The 14,374-nt window shown below is 58.2% G+C and carries 15 protein-coding genes; 6 read left to right on the plus strand and 9 right to left on the minus strand.

The features are described 5' to 3' along the window. Positions 1–5: 5 nt before the first annotated feature. Positions 6–896 carry a MurR/RpiR family transcriptional regulator gene (locus ACR3E7_RS04355; protein WP_480504407.1) on the minus strand — a complete coding sequence of 297 codons (891 nt, stop codon included), beginning with the start codon at positions 894–896 and terminating at the stop codon, positions 6–8. 89 nt (positions 897–985) lie between these two features. On the opposite strand from ACR3E7_RS04355, the gene ACR3E7_RS04360 reads away from it, so the two are divergent. From ACR3E7_RS04360 to ACR3E7_RS04370, 3 genes are all read left to right on the plus strand, one after another. Further along, positions 986–1,753 (plus strand): beta-keto acid cleavage family enzyme, encoded by a 768-nt coding sequence (locus ACR3E7_RS04360; RefSeq protein WP_480504406.1) that lies wholly within the window; start codon positions 986–988, stop codon positions 1,751–1,753. Then, complete coding sequence (locus ACR3E7_RS04365) at positions 1,750–3,066, plus strand: aspartate aminotransferase family protein (protein WP_480504405.1); 1,317 nt, start codon at positions 1,750–1,752, stop codon at positions 3,064–3,066. The genes ACR3E7_RS04360 and ACR3E7_RS04365 overlap by 4 nt, the downstream gene beginning before the upstream one ends. A 130-nt stretch (positions 3,067–3,196) precedes the next feature. Beyond that, positions 3,197–3,562, plus strand: coding sequence for a hypothetical protein (locus ACR3E7_RS04370; RefSeq protein ID WP_237215911.1), 366 nt, complete (start codon positions 3,197–3,199; stop codon positions 3,560–3,562). Between the two features lie 16 nt (positions 3,563–3,578). Here the strand turns inward: ACR3E7_RS04370 and infC are convergent, their stop codons facing one another. The 7 genes from infC to cobA all read right to left on the minus strand — a co-directional run bounded on the left by infC (position 3,579) and on the right by cobA (position 9,226). Continuing rightward, entirely contained in the window at positions 3,579–4,169 is a 591-nt protein-coding gene (infC, locus tag ACR3E7_RS04375) for a translation initiation factor IF-3 (RefSeq protein ID WP_456239037.1), read from the minus strand. Between the two features lie 117 nt (positions 4,170–4,286). Continuing rightward, positions 4,287–5,138, minus strand: coding sequence for a ferredoxin--NADP reductase (locus ACR3E7_RS04380; protein WP_480504404.1), 852 nt, complete (start codon positions 5,136–5,138; stop codon positions 4,287–4,289). Between the two features lie 111 nt (positions 5,139–5,249). Next, positions 5,250–5,657, minus strand: coding sequence for a DUF934 domain-containing protein (locus ACR3E7_RS04385; RefSeq protein WP_480504403.1), 408 nt, complete (start codon positions 5,655–5,657; stop codon positions 5,250–5,252). Next, positions 5,654–6,415, minus strand: a complete 762-nt coding sequence (locus tag ACR3E7_RS04390) for a phosphoadenylyl-sulfate reductase (protein WP_480504402.1) — start codon at positions 6,413–6,415, stop codon at positions 5,654–5,656. Before ACR3E7_RS04390 ends, ACR3E7_RS04385 begins: the two co-directional genes overlap by 4 nt. Then, on the minus strand, positions 6,405–8,069 hold the full coding sequence (locus ACR3E7_RS04395; protein ID WP_170769611.1) for a nitrite/sulfite reductase: 1,665 nt from the start codon (positions 8,067–8,069) through the stop codon (positions 6,405–6,407). The genes ACR3E7_RS04390 and ACR3E7_RS04395 overlap by 11 nt, the downstream gene beginning before the upstream one ends. 66 nt (positions 8,070–8,135) lie before the next feature. Continuing rightward, on the minus strand, positions 8,136–8,450 hold the full coding sequence (locus tag ACR3E7_RS04400) for a DUF2849 domain-containing protein (RefSeq protein ID WP_170786582.1): 315 nt from the start codon (positions 8,448–8,450) through the stop codon (positions 8,136–8,138). Continuing rightward, entirely contained in the window at positions 8,450–9,226 is a 777-nt protein-coding gene (gene cobA / locus ACR3E7_RS04405; protein WP_480504401.1) for a uroporphyrinogen-III C-methyltransferase, read from the minus strand. The genes ACR3E7_RS04400 and cobA overlap by 1 nt, the downstream gene beginning before the upstream one ends. Before the next feature lie 141 nt (positions 9,227–9,367). Here cobA and ACR3E7_RS04410 point away from each other — a divergent pair, with 141 nt between their 5' ends. Then, on the plus strand, positions 9,368–9,847 hold the full coding sequence (locus ACR3E7_RS04410; protein WP_170786584.1) for an Lrp/AsnC family transcriptional regulator: 480 nt from the start codon (positions 9,368–9,370) through the stop codon (positions 9,845–9,847). A 2-nt stretch (positions 9,848–9,849) separates the two neighbouring features. On the opposite strand, the gene ACR3E7_RS04415 is transcribed toward ACR3E7_RS04410, so the two are convergent. After that, entirely contained in the window at positions 9,850–11,031 is a 1,182-nt protein-coding gene (locus ACR3E7_RS04415; RefSeq protein WP_480504400.1) for a cytochrome P450, read from the minus strand. Between the two features lie 47 nt (positions 11,032–11,078). Here ACR3E7_RS04415 and ACR3E7_RS04420 point away from each other — a divergent pair, with 47 nt between their 5' ends. Next, complete coding sequence (locus ACR3E7_RS04420; protein WP_170791733.1) at positions 11,079–12,812, plus strand: sensor histidine kinase; 1,734 nt, start codon at positions 11,079–11,081, stop codon at positions 12,810–12,812. Continuing rightward, a complete protein-coding gene (locus tag ACR3E7_RS04425; protein ID WP_170769617.1) occupies positions 12,809–14,038 on the plus strand; it encodes a sigma-54-dependent transcriptional regulator in 1,230 nt (409 codons plus the stop codon). The genes ACR3E7_RS04420 and ACR3E7_RS04425 overlap by 4 nt, the downstream gene beginning before the upstream one ends. Positions 14,039–14,374 lie beyond the last annotated feature (336 nt).

Genomic DNA, 14,374 nt, shown 5'->3' on the forward strand with positions numbered 1-14,374 from the left:
CTTTTTTATCGCCGGATACGTGGCGTTTTGGAGGGAGCCCAATACGCGCCGTTTTGTTCCCTGGCTTTTTCGTAGGCCTGAACTTGGTTCAGTGCCTCTGCACCGCCTGCGTCGAACAACTGCCCAAGAAGGCATTCAAGGACAGCCATTGCGCCGGAATATGCAGAAAAGTGATGCAGGGATCTTGTGCTGACCGGGAACAGGACGTCGGGTTGAATGCCTGGTGCGACCACCTCGCTGTCGGTGATCAGGATGAGGCGCATCCGGCGGGCTAGCGCAGAGCGCATCGATTGGATTGTATCTGCGGAATAGGGGTGAACGGTGATGGCCAGCAGGCAGTCTTGCTGGGTCGCGTCCACGAGGTCATCGCTGGCTGCGCCAATATGTCGTGGGATCAACTGTATTCCGGGATGTGCCATTCGGCCCACATACGAGAAATAGTAGGATAGCGCATAACTGGCGCGGGTGGCGGTGACAAAGCACCGCCGAGAGGACGTGATGACATCCAGCGCCTGCGCCGTTTTTTCGGGCGTCATCAACCGAAGGGATCGGGTTGTTACATTCAGTGTGGTTTCGGCGAATTTGGCCTGTGCCTGATCGGCGGGCGTGCCTTCGTGCAATTCCGCCAACCAGCTTTGGTTCAGGTGTCGCTCCCGATCAGTTAGCAGAGCATGGCGAAAGGGTGCGCGGAAGGCCTCGTAGCTGTCGTACCCAAGTCTTTCGGACAGCCGGACCAACACATTGGTGCTGACGCCGATCTTGTCGGCAGACACTCGGATTGGGTCCAGCGCGATATTGCCGGGATGGTCGAGTACGTATTTTGCTGCCGCTTGCAGGGCCGGGGGCAACTGATCGATTGTACCGCGCAAGCGTCGGGTCAGGGAATTGAGTGTCATGTTCCGCATAAAAACAAATGTTTTGAAAAAGGCAAATTGAAAACATTGAAGCGAACCGTCATGTCCGAGGTGTTCAAAAGGATGTGCCAATGTCTGCCCAGAAGACGCCCAACAAACCCTATGTTCTGGTTGCGCCAAACGGGGCGCGGCGCGGGGTTAAGGATCATGCCCATCTACCAGTGACGCTGGATCAGATCACGGTGACGGCGCAGGCATGCCATGGGGCCGGGGCGCAGGGTCTTCACTTGCATATCCGTGATGCGCAGGGACGGCATAGTTTGGACGCGGGGCAATATCTGGAAACGATTGCCGAACTACGCAGACAGGTCCCGACGCTGGACATCCAGATCACAACCGAAGCGGCCGGTCTGTATGACGTGCAGACGCAGTATGACTGTCTGGCCGGGGTGAGGCCGGGTTGGGCCTCGGTCTCTGTGCGCGAGATTGCGCGCGCGCCGGACCTCGCAGATCGGGTTTATGGGCTATGTGCCGAACAGGGGACGCGGGTTCAGCATATCCTTTATGATGCAGCAGACGTTGCTTTGTTGGCGCAATGGCGCGCGTCGGGCATAGTACGAATGGAACAGTCGGAGCATCTGTTGGTTCTGGGGCGGTATTCGGCAGGGTTGAATTCAACACCCGAGGATTTGGACAGGTTGCCGCCGTTCGATGCGCCCTGGATGGTCTGTGCTTTTGGGCCGCGGGAACATGCGTGCCTTGCGATGGCTGCGAAAAAGGGTGGAGACGTGCGTGTCGGGTTTGAAAACAGTCTGACGGACCACGCCGGAACCCCTTGGGCCGACAACGCGGCATCTGTTGCCGCTTTGGTAGAAACTTTGAAAGGTATCAGATCATGAGCCACGTTTTTCCACGCCATACCAAGGCTGATCTGCCAACTGCTGTTGGAGGCGACGGATGCTATCTGATCGACTCTCAGGGGCGTCGGTATTTGGATTGTGGCGATGCGGCTGTGTCTTGCCTTGGCCACTCGGATCATGCGGTGATTGCCGCTGTTCAAGAGCAGGTTGGAAAGATCGCGTTTGCCCATTCCGGGTTCATGACCTCGGAACCGGCCGAGGCGTTGGCGGATCTGCTGATCAAACACGCACCGGGTGATCTGGACCGCGTTTATTTTGTATCGGGCGGATCCGAGGCGACCGAGGCCGCGATAAAACTGGCGCGGCAATATTTTCTTGAGATCGGGCAACCAGACCGGCGTCATGTGATTGCACGTCGTCAAAGCTATCACGGGAACACCTTAGGGGCCTTATCGGCCGGCGGGAACGCATGGCGGCGTGCGCAGTTTGCGCCGATGCTTATCGAGATGTCTCATATCCCGGCCTGCTACGAATACGGCGAGAAACCCGAGGATGAGAGTAGCTTTGATTATGGCCAGAGGGTCGCAAACGCGCTTGAGGCAGAAATCCTGCGGTTGGGACCGGACAGCGTGATGGCGTTCATGGCCGAACCCGTAGTTGGGGCAACATTGGGTGCGGTACCGGCGGTCGAGGGGTATTTCAGACGAATCCGCGAGATTTGTGACCAGTACGGTGTGTTACTGATCCTGGACGAAGTAATGTGCGGTATGGGGCGCACAGGGCATCTGTTCGCTTGCGATCATGAGGGTGTCGCCCCCGATATCCTGTGCATTGCCAAAGGTCTGGGGGCGGGATATCAGCCGATCGGGGCCATGATGTGCACCGGGAAGATTTATGACGCAGTCCGAGACGGCTCCGGCTTTTTTCAGCACGGTCACACCTATATTGGCCACCCCGTTGCAACAGCAGCGGCACTTGCCGTTGTGACACAGATGATCGAGCGGGATCTGCCGCATCGCGTGATGCAGATGGGTTCGATGGTTCAGGACGCTTTGCTTGCCGAGTTCGGTCAGCACCCCAATGTCGGAGATATTCGGGGGCGGGGGCTTTTTCGTGGAATCGAGTTGGTCGCGGACCGTGTAACCAAAGCCCCCTTTGATCCGTCACAGGGTGTGGCTACCAAGATCAAAAAGGCCGCTTTAGCGGAAGGTTTGATCTGCTACCCGATGTCAGGCACACGCGATGGGCGATTCGGAGACCACGTTCTTTTGGCTCCTCCTTTCATTCTAAAGGAGACTCAGGTTGGCGAAATGGTCACAAAGTTGAGTAATTCTTTGGCCGCAGTCGTATAACGTGTTTGTGTACTGACAGCTCCTGTGTAATTAATACACTTATTCATTATTTTATTGTGAATGAGTGTGAGTAATGATCGCAGACATTTGGTCAAGTTTTCGGGCACTGCCACTATGGGTACAGTTATGGATGACGTTCATCCTTGTGCCTGTGAATCTCGGCACTCTGGCTTTTGTTGATCAACCGCAGGGTGCACTGATTGCGGCCTTGGCCGTGACAGGAATGGCGTTGAATATTCCTATCATGAGGGCCGCACGCGGCATGTCCAAGGCCATGGCTCTGCCTCATCTGATCTGCTGGGTGCCGATGGTGGCGATCATCATAATCCTGCTAACGGATGGAACTCCGCTGACCACCGGATTTGTTCGGTTTCTGGTTCTGCTTTTGATCGTCGATCTGATCTCATTGGGATTTGACTTGAACGACTCAATCGTGTGGCTGCGTGAACGGCAGGATGAACAGAAAAAAGCCCCCACGGCGGGGGGCTTTGAATAACATCCGGTAATTCTGATTACTTCTGAGGAAGCGGCCCGATCATCATGATCATCTGACGGCCTTCCATTTTGGGCATGTTTTCGACCTTGCCCAGATCCTTGATGTCCTCTGCCACGCGCTCCAGCAGTTCACGCCCAAGATTCTGGTGTGCCATCTCACGGCCTCGGAAGCGCAGAGTGACTTTGACCTTGTCGCCCTTTTCCAGGAACTTGAAAACGTTCTTCATCTTGACGTCATAGTCATGCGTGTCGGTGTTGGGTCGGAACTTGACCTCTTTCACCTCGATGACTTTTTGCTTCTTACGCGCTTCGCTTTCGCGTTTCTGCTGTTCGTATTTGAACTTGCCAAAGTCCATGATCTTGCAGACCGGCGGGTTCGCGTTTGGCGAAATCTCGACCAGGTCTAGGCCCGCATCTGCGGCAAGTTGCATGGCTTTGGCGGGATGAACCACCCCGACGTTATCTCCATCAGCGCCGATCAGGCGGATTTCGGGGGCACGGATTCTTTCATTGACGCGCGGGCCGGTATCTCTCTGAGGCGGCGCGTTGTGAGGTCTGCGGGCTATGGGTTCATTCCTTTGATGATTGCAGAAATTCGAGCCCGAAATTTAGACCGCTCCGGTGCCTGATTCAAGCGTGATCCACGCCAAAACGATGGAATTTCGGTGGTTTCACAGCAGGTTTATGCGCCGGTCAGGGGTAACCCGGTGACCGGCGCGGCCTGACTAGCCTACAAAGGCCTTTTCGATGACGAATTCCTTGGGTTCGGAATTCGCGCCTTCACGCAAGCCGAACTCTTCCAGAATGGCTTTGATATCGAGGTTAAAGGCCAGTGAGCCACAGACCATAGCACGGTCGGTTTCCGGCTTGATGCCACCTTCGATACCCAGATCGGCAAAGACAGTGCCGTCTTGCAGCAGGTTGGTGATGCGGCCCATCTTGGGGCTCTCTTCCCGTGTGGTGGTCGGGTAGTATCGGATCTTGTCGGCGAAACCTTCGCCCATCAGCTCGGCCAGCATCTCGTCCTTACGGATGTCTTCGATCAACTGACGACCGTATTCCAGTTCGGCCACTTCGCGGCAGGTATGCGTGATGATGACCTCATCATAATCTTCATAGGTCTGCGGTTCGCGCAGCAGCGAGGCGAAGGGCGCAAAGCCGGTGCCGGTGGCGAAGAACCACAGGCGTTTGCCGGGCAGCAGGGCGTCATGTACCAGCGTGCCAACGGGCTTGGGCCGCAGGATAATCTGATCGCCGGATTTGATATGTTGCAACTTTGACGTCAGCGGACCATCCTGCACCTTGATCGAGTAGAACTCCAGCTCTTCGTCCCAGGAGGGCGACGCGATCGAATAAGCGCGCAGAAGCGGTTTTTGGCGGCCGGTCTTGGGGTCGGGATCGCCCATCAAACCGATCATCACAAACTCGCCCGAGCGGAACCGCAGCGAGGCCGGGCGCGACACTTTGAAGGAAAACAGGCTGTCGGTCCAATGCTTGACGTCGGTGACGGTCTGGGCGTCGGGCAGAACGGGGGCCTTCACGGCGGTTGCTTCACTCACTGGTTTCATCTCTGTCATCGTTATATCCGCCAGTTGGGTAAACCGGCATCTCCGTTTAATCTTTGATCCACGTCAGGAAAAGGGGGCAGTTGCCCCCACGTCCTGTCCTCAAGCTGACCGATGGCGGTCTTAACCGCGCAGGCGGGCCTGATAGTTGTTGTCTTCCCAGTTCGACCGGGCCAGCCACTGATCCTCGGGCTGACGCTGGGCCAGTGCCAGGTCGATCTCGACCTCGTCAAAGCCGCTACGGCGAGCCATGGCGAATTGATCCGCCAGTACATGGCCGCGGGCGCGCAGACGGCCGGTATAGCCTTTCAGGCGCAAAATGCGGGCAATGGTAAAGCCGCGCCCATCAGCCGACGACGGAAAGTCCACGCGCACCATTTTGGCGCTGCCCAGACGTTCAAACAGCTCATCCGGATCGGTGTCCGAGGCCACATCCAACGCAACCACGTCATTGGCGGCGTCTTCCAGCGTAACAAACCCATCGGTCCAGTCATCGGGGGCGAAGCCCTCATCATTTACGATTACGTTCATGTTGTCTCTCCGGCGCGCACCATCTTGCCATCGACAAAATGGATGCCGCATTCTTCCTTGTTCTGATCGCGCCAACGTCCGGCGCGAGGGTCTTCGCCTTCTTTGACCGGCGAGGTGCAGGGCGCACAACCGATCGAGGGGTATCCTTTGGCCACCAGTGGATGCCGGGGCAGGTTGTTTTCTTCCATATAGGCGCGCACATCCTCGGGCGCCCAATGGGCCAACGGGTTGACCTTGATCCGGCCAGTGCCGTCTTCGACCTCGAAGAACTCCAGCGCGGCGCGGGTGCCGGACTGAAACCGTTTGCGCCCGGTGATCCAGCCGCAGTAGCCCGCCAGGGCCCGTTGCAGCGGGAAGGTCTTGCGCAGGTTACAGCACGCATCCGTATCCCGCAGACGCAGGGCACCATAGGGGTCGTCGCGCTTCACATCCTCGTCCTCGGCGCGGATGATCTGAACGTTTTTAAGCCCCAGACGTTCGCTGACCTCCTGCTGGTATTCCAGCGTTTCGGTAAACAACATCTGAGTGTCCACAAACAGCACCGGGGTCATCTTGTCGACCACCGCCGCCATGTGCAGCAACACCACCGACTCGGCCCCAAAGCTGGACACCAGGGCAAGATCTTCAATCTGGTCAATGGCACCGTGCATCACGTCATGCGCGCTGTGGTGCCGGAACCGGGCGTTCAGCGCCTCGACTTTTTCGGTCAGTTCGCTGCGGGCTTTGCCCAGTTCCGTCTGGATCAGATCAAGCGGCATTCGCCTGAGCCTCGGGGTACAGAGCTGCCTTGAACGGAGCCATGCCGACACGGCGATAGGTCTGCAGGAACTCTTCTTCGGGGCTGTCGCGCTGTTCCAAATAGGTGTTCACGATCCGCTCGACCGCCGGGACGATCTCATCATAAGCAAAGCCTGGACCGGTACGGTCGCCGATGGCTGCCGTTTCAGTGCCGTCGCCGCCCAGAGTGATCTGGTAGTTCTCGACGCCTGCACGATCCAGACCCAGAATGCCGATGTGACCCACATGGTGGTGACCACAAGCGTTGATGCAGCCCGAGATCTTGATCTTCAGGTGGCCGATATCATGCTCCAGCTTAAGATCGTCAAAGCGGGTTGCGATTTCCTGTGCAACCGGGATCGAACGTGCCGTGGCCAGCGCGCAGTAATCCATGCCGGGGCAGGCGATGATGTCGCTGATCAGGCCGATATTTGCGGTGGCCAGATCGTATTCCTTCAGCTTGGCGTGGATCGCGGGCAGGTCCGATTTGTGGACATGCGGCAGGATCACGTTCTGCTCGTGGCTGATGCGCAGCTCATCATAAGCGAACTCTTCAGCCAAATCGGCCATCACGCGCATCTGTTCTGCGGTCGCATCACCCGGTGTCGCGCCGTGCTTTTTGATCGAGATCGTGACAATCGCGTGGTCCGCGTTCTTATGCGGCGCGATATTGGTATCGACCCACGAGCGGAAGACTGGATCGTTGGTATAGGCGCTCTCAAAGGACGCGACCGAGCCCTGACGGAAATCAGGCGCTGCAAAGTGGCCCTTGATCTCTTCCAACAACGCCATATCGGCGCCTTTGAATTGGGGGCGGACCTGAAGGAAGCGCTCGTTTACCTTGGCGCGGATGGTGTCGATGCCGTTTTCATGAACGGTGATCTTGATGCGTGCTTTGTATTTGTTGTCACGGCGGCCGATCTGGTTCCAGACAGACACAGTCGCTTCAAGATAGGCCAGCAGGTCGTCAAAGGCGACGAAATCCGACAGTTCCTTGCCGATCATCGGCGTACGGCCCAGACCACCGCCCACGATCACGCGGGCGCCCAGAACGCCGTCGCGTTCAACCAGTTGTAGGCCGATGTCGTGCGCTTTGATTACAGCACGGTCGTTTTCCGAACCGGTGATGGCGATCTTGAACTTACGCGGCATGAACTGGAATTCCGGGTGATCGGTGGACCACTGGCGCAGCAGTTCGGCATAGGGGCGAGGATCGGCGATCTCGTCCGCGGCGGCACCGGCGAAATGGTCGGCGGTCACGTTGCGGATCGTGTTGCCCGAGGTCTGGATGGCGTGCATGCCGACCTCGGCCAGCGCGTCCAGCATATCGGGAACGTCGTTCAGCTTGGGCCAGTTATACTGGATGTTCTGGCGGGTGGTGAAATGGCCATAGCCCTTGTCCCACTTCTCGGCCAGCAGGGCCAGTTGGCGCATCTGTGCACTGGACAGCGTGCCATAGGGAATGGCGACGCGCAGCATGTACGCGTGCAGTTGCAGATACAGGCCGTTCATCAGACGGAAGGGTTTGAACTCATCCTCGGTCAGCGAGCCGTCGATGCGACGCTCAACCTGGGCGCGGAACTGCTTGTTACGTTCTGCCAAAAATGCTGTGTCGAACTCGGAGTAGCGATACATGATTAGCTGTCCTTAGTTGCAGCCCCGATACCTTGGGGCCTTTTTGGGGAGAGAGAGGGCCAGAGATCAGGCCCGGGGCTGCGTTGTTGTTTCCTGCTTGCCGTGGGCATAGTTGGACGGGCCGGTGCGGCGGAAGTCCTCGCGGAAATGGGTGGGTTCGGGGCCGTTTTCACCGGCCACTGCATCGGCCAGATATGCGCCGACGATCTTATTGGCTTGACGCGCGGCATCCAGCAGGCGGACCTGAGCGTGGGCCTCGTCGGTGATCAGCTCGGCCTCGGCCAGGTCGCGCGACCAACGGTCATCGGCGGTCAGGTAGATCACGTCGCCTTCTAGCAGGTCATTCGCAGTGACAACTTTGGGGGTAAAAGCGCGGGCCATCAGGCGTGCTCCTTCTTGAATTCGGTCAGGGTCTTGGCCGCTTGGCGCGGGGCAAGGCCGTAAAAAGTCAGGGTGGGGCCGTCCATTTCGGCGGCGTTCAGATCGGCGGGCAACTGGTCCAGATTGGTTGACACGATGCGCTGATCAGGGCGCGAGGCGTTTTCCACCAATGTGATGGGCGTGGCGCGGTCGGCGCCGTGCATGATCAGGCGGCCCTGGATGAACCGAGCCGATTTTTTGCCCATATAGATTGCCGCGACAGAGCCCGGACGCGCCAGTGCTGACCAGTCGTGATCGGCAAAGCCCTTCAAGTCGTGGCCGGTCAAGAACCGGACCGAGGAATTGCGGCCGCGCTGGGTAAGGCTTTGGCCGATACCCGCCACAGCGCCCGAGGCAGCTGTAATACCGGGGATGATGGTCCAAGAGATGCCTGAGGCTTCAACGGCCTCGATCTCTTCGTCCAGACGACCAAACACGGTAGGATCACCAGATTTCAGGCGTACGATCCGCTGACCTTTTAACGCATGTTCCACCAATAGGGCGTCGATATCCGCCTGTTTCCACGAAGGACCAAAACCGGCTTTACCCACATCAACCAGAGCAGCCGTTTTTCCCGCCATCGCCAAAACCTCGGCACTAATCAGGCGGTCATGAAGTACGACATCCGCGCGCTCGAACGCACGCAGCGCCTTGAGCGTCAGCAATTCAGGATCGCCGGGGCCCGCGCCGACAAAGTCGACATGCCCTGTGCCATCATATGAACGTGCGTCTTGCATAGTTGATTCCGGTTGGTTTGACTTGACCTGCAATATAGGAAATATTCCCAGTATTGCGCCATATGGGCGCTTAAATAAGAACATACGTTCCTGTAAAATTGGGATGTGGAACGTGGGTTTCGAAACGAGGGATAAATTGGAATGTCGGTGCGAATAGACGACACGGATCGGAAAATTCTGGTTGAGCTTCAGCGCGATGCCAGTCAATCGCTGGACGAAATAGCAGCGCGGGTCGGCAGCTCCAAGACCCCGGTCTGGAATCGGATCCGCAAGCTAAAAGGGGCCGGAGTCATCGGTCAGCAGACCGTTTTGCTGGACGCCGAGGCGCTGGGGTTCGAGGCTACGTTTTTTGTGCTGATCAGAACCTCAGAGCACGAGGCTGATTGGCAGCGCAGGTTCCTCAAGGCCTTGCGGGATCGGCCCGAAGTGCAAGAGGCGCACAGGCTGGCGGGAGATATCGACTATATTCTGAAAGTGCGTGTCAAGAATGCGCGCGCCTATGATGAGTTCTACCAGACCCTGATCTCGGAAGTGCGGGTCCACAACGTGACCGCGCTGCTATCGATGGAGGAAATCAAGTCCACCACGATGTTGCCCTTGGGTGCTTTGGTCGACGGATAGTTTCAGGTTTCCACTATCAAGCGCTGCAAGCCGTGGAAGTGATAGGTGTTGTCATAGGCCGGTGCTTCGCTCAGGCGTAGAGAGGGGCACCGATTGAACAGGATTGACAGCGCGACTCGCATTTCCAGCCGTGCCAACGGCGCCCCGACACAGAAATGCAAGCCGCCGCCAAAACTGGTGTTGGTGACAACCGGGCGGGTTGGGTCAAACTGATCTGGGTTTGTCCACACTGCCGGGTCGCGGTTCGCCGCCCCCAAAAGCAAGGCCACCTCGTCGCCGCGTTTGAAACTGTGGTCGAACAGGGTGACGTCTTCGTAAGCATAGCGCGTGAACATGTGCAGCGGCGGATCGTAGCGCAGGATTTCCTCGACCGTTCCGTCTATGACACCCGGCTGAAAGACGCTGCGATCAAGGCCTAGTTCCAACGCTGTCTTCACGCCGTTGCCCAGCGAATGCACGGTTGCCTCATGTCCGGCGTTCAGCAGCAGGACGCAAGTGGCGACCAATTCATCGCGCGTCAGTTTCTCGCCATCTTCCTCGGCTGCAATCAGCCGGGTGATCAGGTCATCACGCGAATCCGTGCGACGGCGGTCGATATAGCTGTTCAGGAAATCAGTGAATTCTTGCGAGGCTGCGGCTGCATCTTGTTCGGTCTGTGCCGTTCGGCTGGCCTGATACATGGCGACCATGGAATGGGACCAACGCAGCAGGTCCGGCGACATCTCCTCGGGTACGCCCAGCAGACGGCAGATGGTGATCACGGGCACTTGGGTGCAAAACCGGTCCAGCAGATCGAACGGGGAATCCGGGAAATCGTCGATCAATGCGTGGGTCAGGTCCCGTATTGCGGGCTCTAGCGCAGTAATCGCGCGCGAGGTGAAGGCGCGCATCACCAAGGCCCGCAATCTAGTATGGCGGGGTGGTTCCAGCTCAAGCAGGGAATGCGCCTCGATCGCCAACCATGGGGCGAGGTGCCTTGGACCCGGCTTTTGCATCTCGGCTGGGGTTTCACGGCCAAAGCGGCGGTCTTTCAGCAACGTTTGCACGGCCTTGTGCGAAACGGCGGCCACAATCTGATAGTCGTCCCAATAAATCAGATCGCCGGATGCGCGGGCATGGTGATAGAAAGGGTAGGGGTTTTGGACGAAGTCCGGTGCAACCGGGGATTGGGTAAGCGTCTTCATTCCAAGGACACTTGCCATGAGGCCCGGTGAATGCAAGACCCTATTTCATGCAAAGGGTTTGGGTTGTTTTGGGATTTGTCTTGTCTGTCGCGCTGTTGGCGGCAGGGGTGTGGTCATACGGCTACCGGCAGGCGCTGCTGCAACTTAGTGACAAGGCCGAGGCTGATCTGGAACTCGCTGCCGACCGGCTGAGCACTCAGATGCAGGTCTATCAGGAACTTGCCGTTCTGATGGCCACACATCCTGCTTTCGACACGCTGGAGACCGAAGCACAACGGCGCGATGCGCGCTTCGTGCTGTTGGATGTTGCCGACAAGACAGCGGCGGTCGATATGATCTATCTGGACCGCGACGGTCAGGTTCTGGCCTCGGCACAACCGGCGGCACAGACCAATATGGCCGATCACCCTGCCTTTGAGCGTGCCTTGCAGGGCGCGATGGGCAGTGCGCATGGGGTGTTAGACGCGACCGGGGACCGGATCTATTCTTACGCCGCCCCCGCGTTTGGCCCCGAAGGGCAGGTGGACGGGGCATTAATGGTCATCGCCGACGTGCAGGATGTCGAGCAGACGTGGCGCGGCAGTACCGAGGCTGTTTTCTTTGTCGATGCCGAGGGGGTCGTGTTCATCTCCAATCGCTCGGACCTGTTGTTCTGGCGCCGTGACGACGGCCAGCTGGGGCTATCTCCGCCAACCGGTGAGTCCGTGGCCTTCGCCTCGGTCCAAGTGGGACCGCATGAGTTGTGGGAGGTCGATTGGGGTCGGTATTTACCGCAACGTGCCTTGCATCTGACGCTGGATCTGCCAGTGATCGACATGACGGCCGAAGTGCTGGTCGATGTTGCTCCGGCCCTGCGCTTGGCCGGGTTGCAGGCGGCGACGGTGGCGGCAATCTGTCTGGCCTTTGGGGCTTTGTTGTATCTGGCCACCGAGCGCAGGCGCACTTTGGCCTTGGCCAATGTCGAGTTGGAAAGCCGCGTGGCGCAACGCACTCATGAACTGACGGATGCCAACACCGCCCTGCGCCGCGAAGTGCATGAGCGACAGGAGGCGGAAACCGCCCTGAAACACGCGCAGGAAGAATTGGTGCAGGCTGGAAAACTCAGCGCATTGGGGCAGATGTCTGCTGGGATCAGTCACGAGTTGAACCAGCCACTCATGGCGATCCGGCAATTCGCCGATAATGGAACCGCTTTCCTGACCCGTGGACGCGAGGAAAAGGCCGCTGAGAACCTAACCCGCATTTCCGATATGGCCGCACGTATGGCCCGCATCATCAAGAACCTGCGGGCGTTTGCGCGCAATGAAAGCGAGCCGATGAGCAAGGTTGATCTGGTGCAGGTCATCGAAACCGCGATCGAACTGACCGAGGCGCGTTTGCGCGCGGATGGGGTGGTTCTGGACTGGACCCCTCCGGTGCGGCCTGTGTTCGCGTGGGGCGGAGAGGTGCGTCTGGGGCAGGTTTTCGTCAACCTGATCAACAACGCCGCCGACGCCATGAGCCAGCAACCCGAGCGGCGGATCGACATTGAAATACATGATGACGAAAAGCTGTCGGTGACAGTCCGCGATATCGGTCCGGGGATTGAAAATACGGAAAAACTGTTCGAACCGTTTTATACGACCAAAGAGGTCGGCTCCTCAGAGGGGATGGGGCTGGGTCTTTCGATCTCGTACGGGCTGGTGCAAAGCTTTGGCGGCAATATTCGCGGTGTGAACTCGAATCCAGGGGCGACCTTTACGGTTGAACTGGAGTATTTTCGGGAAGATGAAGTGGTATGACACGCAAGGTTCTTCTGGTCGATGATGACGCGGCGGTCCGCGAGGCATTGGCGCAAACGCTGGAACTGGCGGATTACGCGCCGGTCACGGCAGGTTCTTTTGTTGCGGCCAAGGACCATATTCGCGCGGATTTTGCGGGGGTCATCGTCTCGGATATCCGCATGCCCGGACGGGACGGGTTTTACCTTTTGAACTACGCGTTGGAGATTGATCCCGAGTTGCCGGTGATCCTGCTGACAGGCGAAGGCGATATTCCAATGGCCGTTCGGGCGATGGGCAAGGGTGCGTTCGATTTTCTGGAAAAGCCCTGTGCGGCCTCTGATCTGCTTGAGGTGCTGGAACGGGCGCATCTGGCGCGGCGGCAAGTGCTGGAACAGCGCGCCTTGAAACAGGAGTTGGAAAAGGGCGACCCGGCGGCGCGGCTTCTGTTTGGTCTGTCTGCGCGGTCGGAGGCGTTGCGGGACCGGGTGCGTTCAGTTGCGCCGACTGGGGCCGAGGTTCTGGTGACAGGACCTGCGGGCAGTGGGATATCAAAGGTTGCTGAGGTGGTTCATTTGATGTCACCGCAATCGCAGGGCCCATTCGTCAAGCGGCCCGCTTCGGGCATGTCGGTTCAGTCTTTGCAGCAGGTGTGTGAGGACGCGGCTGGTGGGTCACTGTTCCTTGACGAGGTTTCGGTGATGCCGAAAGACACCCAATATGCGGCGCTTGAAATCATCGAGCAGGGGGTTGGGGCACGGATCATCGCCGGCACCACTGCGGATCTGGCGGATCTGTCCGCAACAGGGCAGTTTCATGCGGACCTGTTCTATCGGTTGGATGTGATGCGCGTGCGCATCCCGTCCCTGTCCGAGCGGCCCGAGGATATCCCGGTGATCTTTCGCCACTACGTCGCGCAGGCTGCGGAACAGGCTGGCATTGCAGTACCTGACATCTCTTCCGAACATTTGGCGGCTTTGATGTCGCAAGATTGGCCAGGGAATGCCCGATCCTTGATGTCAGCGGCCATGCGCTTTGTGCTTGGGATGCCGGATGAGGTGGGCGCCGCCACTGAGTTGGGTCTGAGCGAGCAGATGGCCCAAGTTGAGCGGTCACTTTTGATCGCGGCGCTGGGGCGCCATAACGGCAAAGCATCGGACGCGGCCAAGGCGCTGAAACTGCCGCGCAAGACATTTTACGACAAGCTGGCTCGCTATGGCATTCGGCCCGAGGATTATCGCAGGTAGGTGCTCCCGCCCGCTTTCTCTGCATTTCATGCAGGTCAGGCGGTTGGGCCGGGCAGTTCGCTGACGCGAACTGTGGTTGCGCTTGATTGGGTGGTGATTCTCGATGGGCGAATCAAGTTGTGCGGAAAACCGCACAGAAGGGGTTTGGGCTTGTGCGAAATTTCGCACGTCGCTCAAGGATAGCAGCCAAAGATCTGTTCGCGCGGCTTGTAATGAACTGTTAATTAACAAAAAAATACAATCAACCGGCATTCAGAACAAAAAGTTGAGCGGTAAGAGGCGATTCGGTTCACTGCCCGGCATGAGGCGCTCGTCGAGCGTCTGGGAGAAGTTTTG

Source organism: Ruegeria sp. BK1, assembly GCF_056535645.1.

Coding starts and splice junctions, on each gene's coding strand:
- cobA (WP_480504401.1), bottom strand. CDS start 9,226: ATGCAAGACGCACGTTCATATGATGGCACAGGGCATGTCGACTTTGTC.
- ACR3E7_RS04385 (WP_480504403.1), bottom strand. CDS start 5,657: ATGAACGTAATCGTAAATGATGAGGGCTTCGCCCCCGATGACTGGACC.
- ACR3E7_RS04400 (WP_170786582.1), bottom strand. CDS start 8,450: ATGGCCCGCGCTTTTACCCCCAAAGTTGTCACTGCGAATGACCTGCTA.
- ACR3E7_RS04420 (WP_170791733.1), top strand. CDS start 11,079: ATGCAAAGGGTTTGGGTTGTTTTGGGATTTGTCTTGTCTGTCGCGCTG.
- ACR3E7_RS04365 (WP_480504405.1), top strand. CDS start 1,750: ATGAGCCACGTTTTTCCACGCCATACCAAGGCTGATCTGCCAACTGCT.
- ACR3E7_RS04380 (WP_480504404.1), bottom strand. CDS start 5,138: ATGACAGAGATGAAACCAGTGAGTGAAGCAACCGCCGTGAAGGCCCCC.
- ACR3E7_RS04355 (WP_480504407.1), bottom strand. CDS start 896: ATGACACTCAATTCCCTGACCCGACGCTTGCGCGGTACAATCGATCAG.
- ACR3E7_RS04360 (WP_480504406.1), top strand. CDS start 986: ATGTCTGCCCAGAAGACGCCCAACAAACCCTATGTTCTGGTTGCGCCA.
- ACR3E7_RS04390 (WP_480504402.1), bottom strand. CDS start 6,415: ATGCCGCTTGATCTGATCCAGACGGAACTGGGCAAAGCCCGCAGCGAA.
- ACR3E7_RS04410 (WP_170786584.1), top strand. CDS start 9,368: ATGTCGGTGCGAATAGACGACACGGATCGGAAAATTCTGGTTGAGCTT.
- ACR3E7_RS04370 (WP_237215911.1), top strand. CDS start 3,197: ATGACGTTCATCCTTGTGCCTGTGAATCTCGGCACTCTGGCTTTTGTT.
- ACR3E7_RS04425 (WP_170769617.1), top strand. CDS start 12,809: ATGACACGCAAGGTTCTTCTGGTCGATGATGACGCGGCGGTCCGCGAG.
- ACR3E7_RS04415 (WP_480504400.1), bottom strand. CDS start 11,031: ATGAAGACGCTTACCCAATCCCCGGTTGCACCGGACTTCGTCCAAAAC.
- ACR3E7_RS04395 (WP_170769611.1), bottom strand. CDS start 8,069: ATGTATCGCTACTCCGAGTTCGACACAGCATTTTTGGCAGAACGTAAC.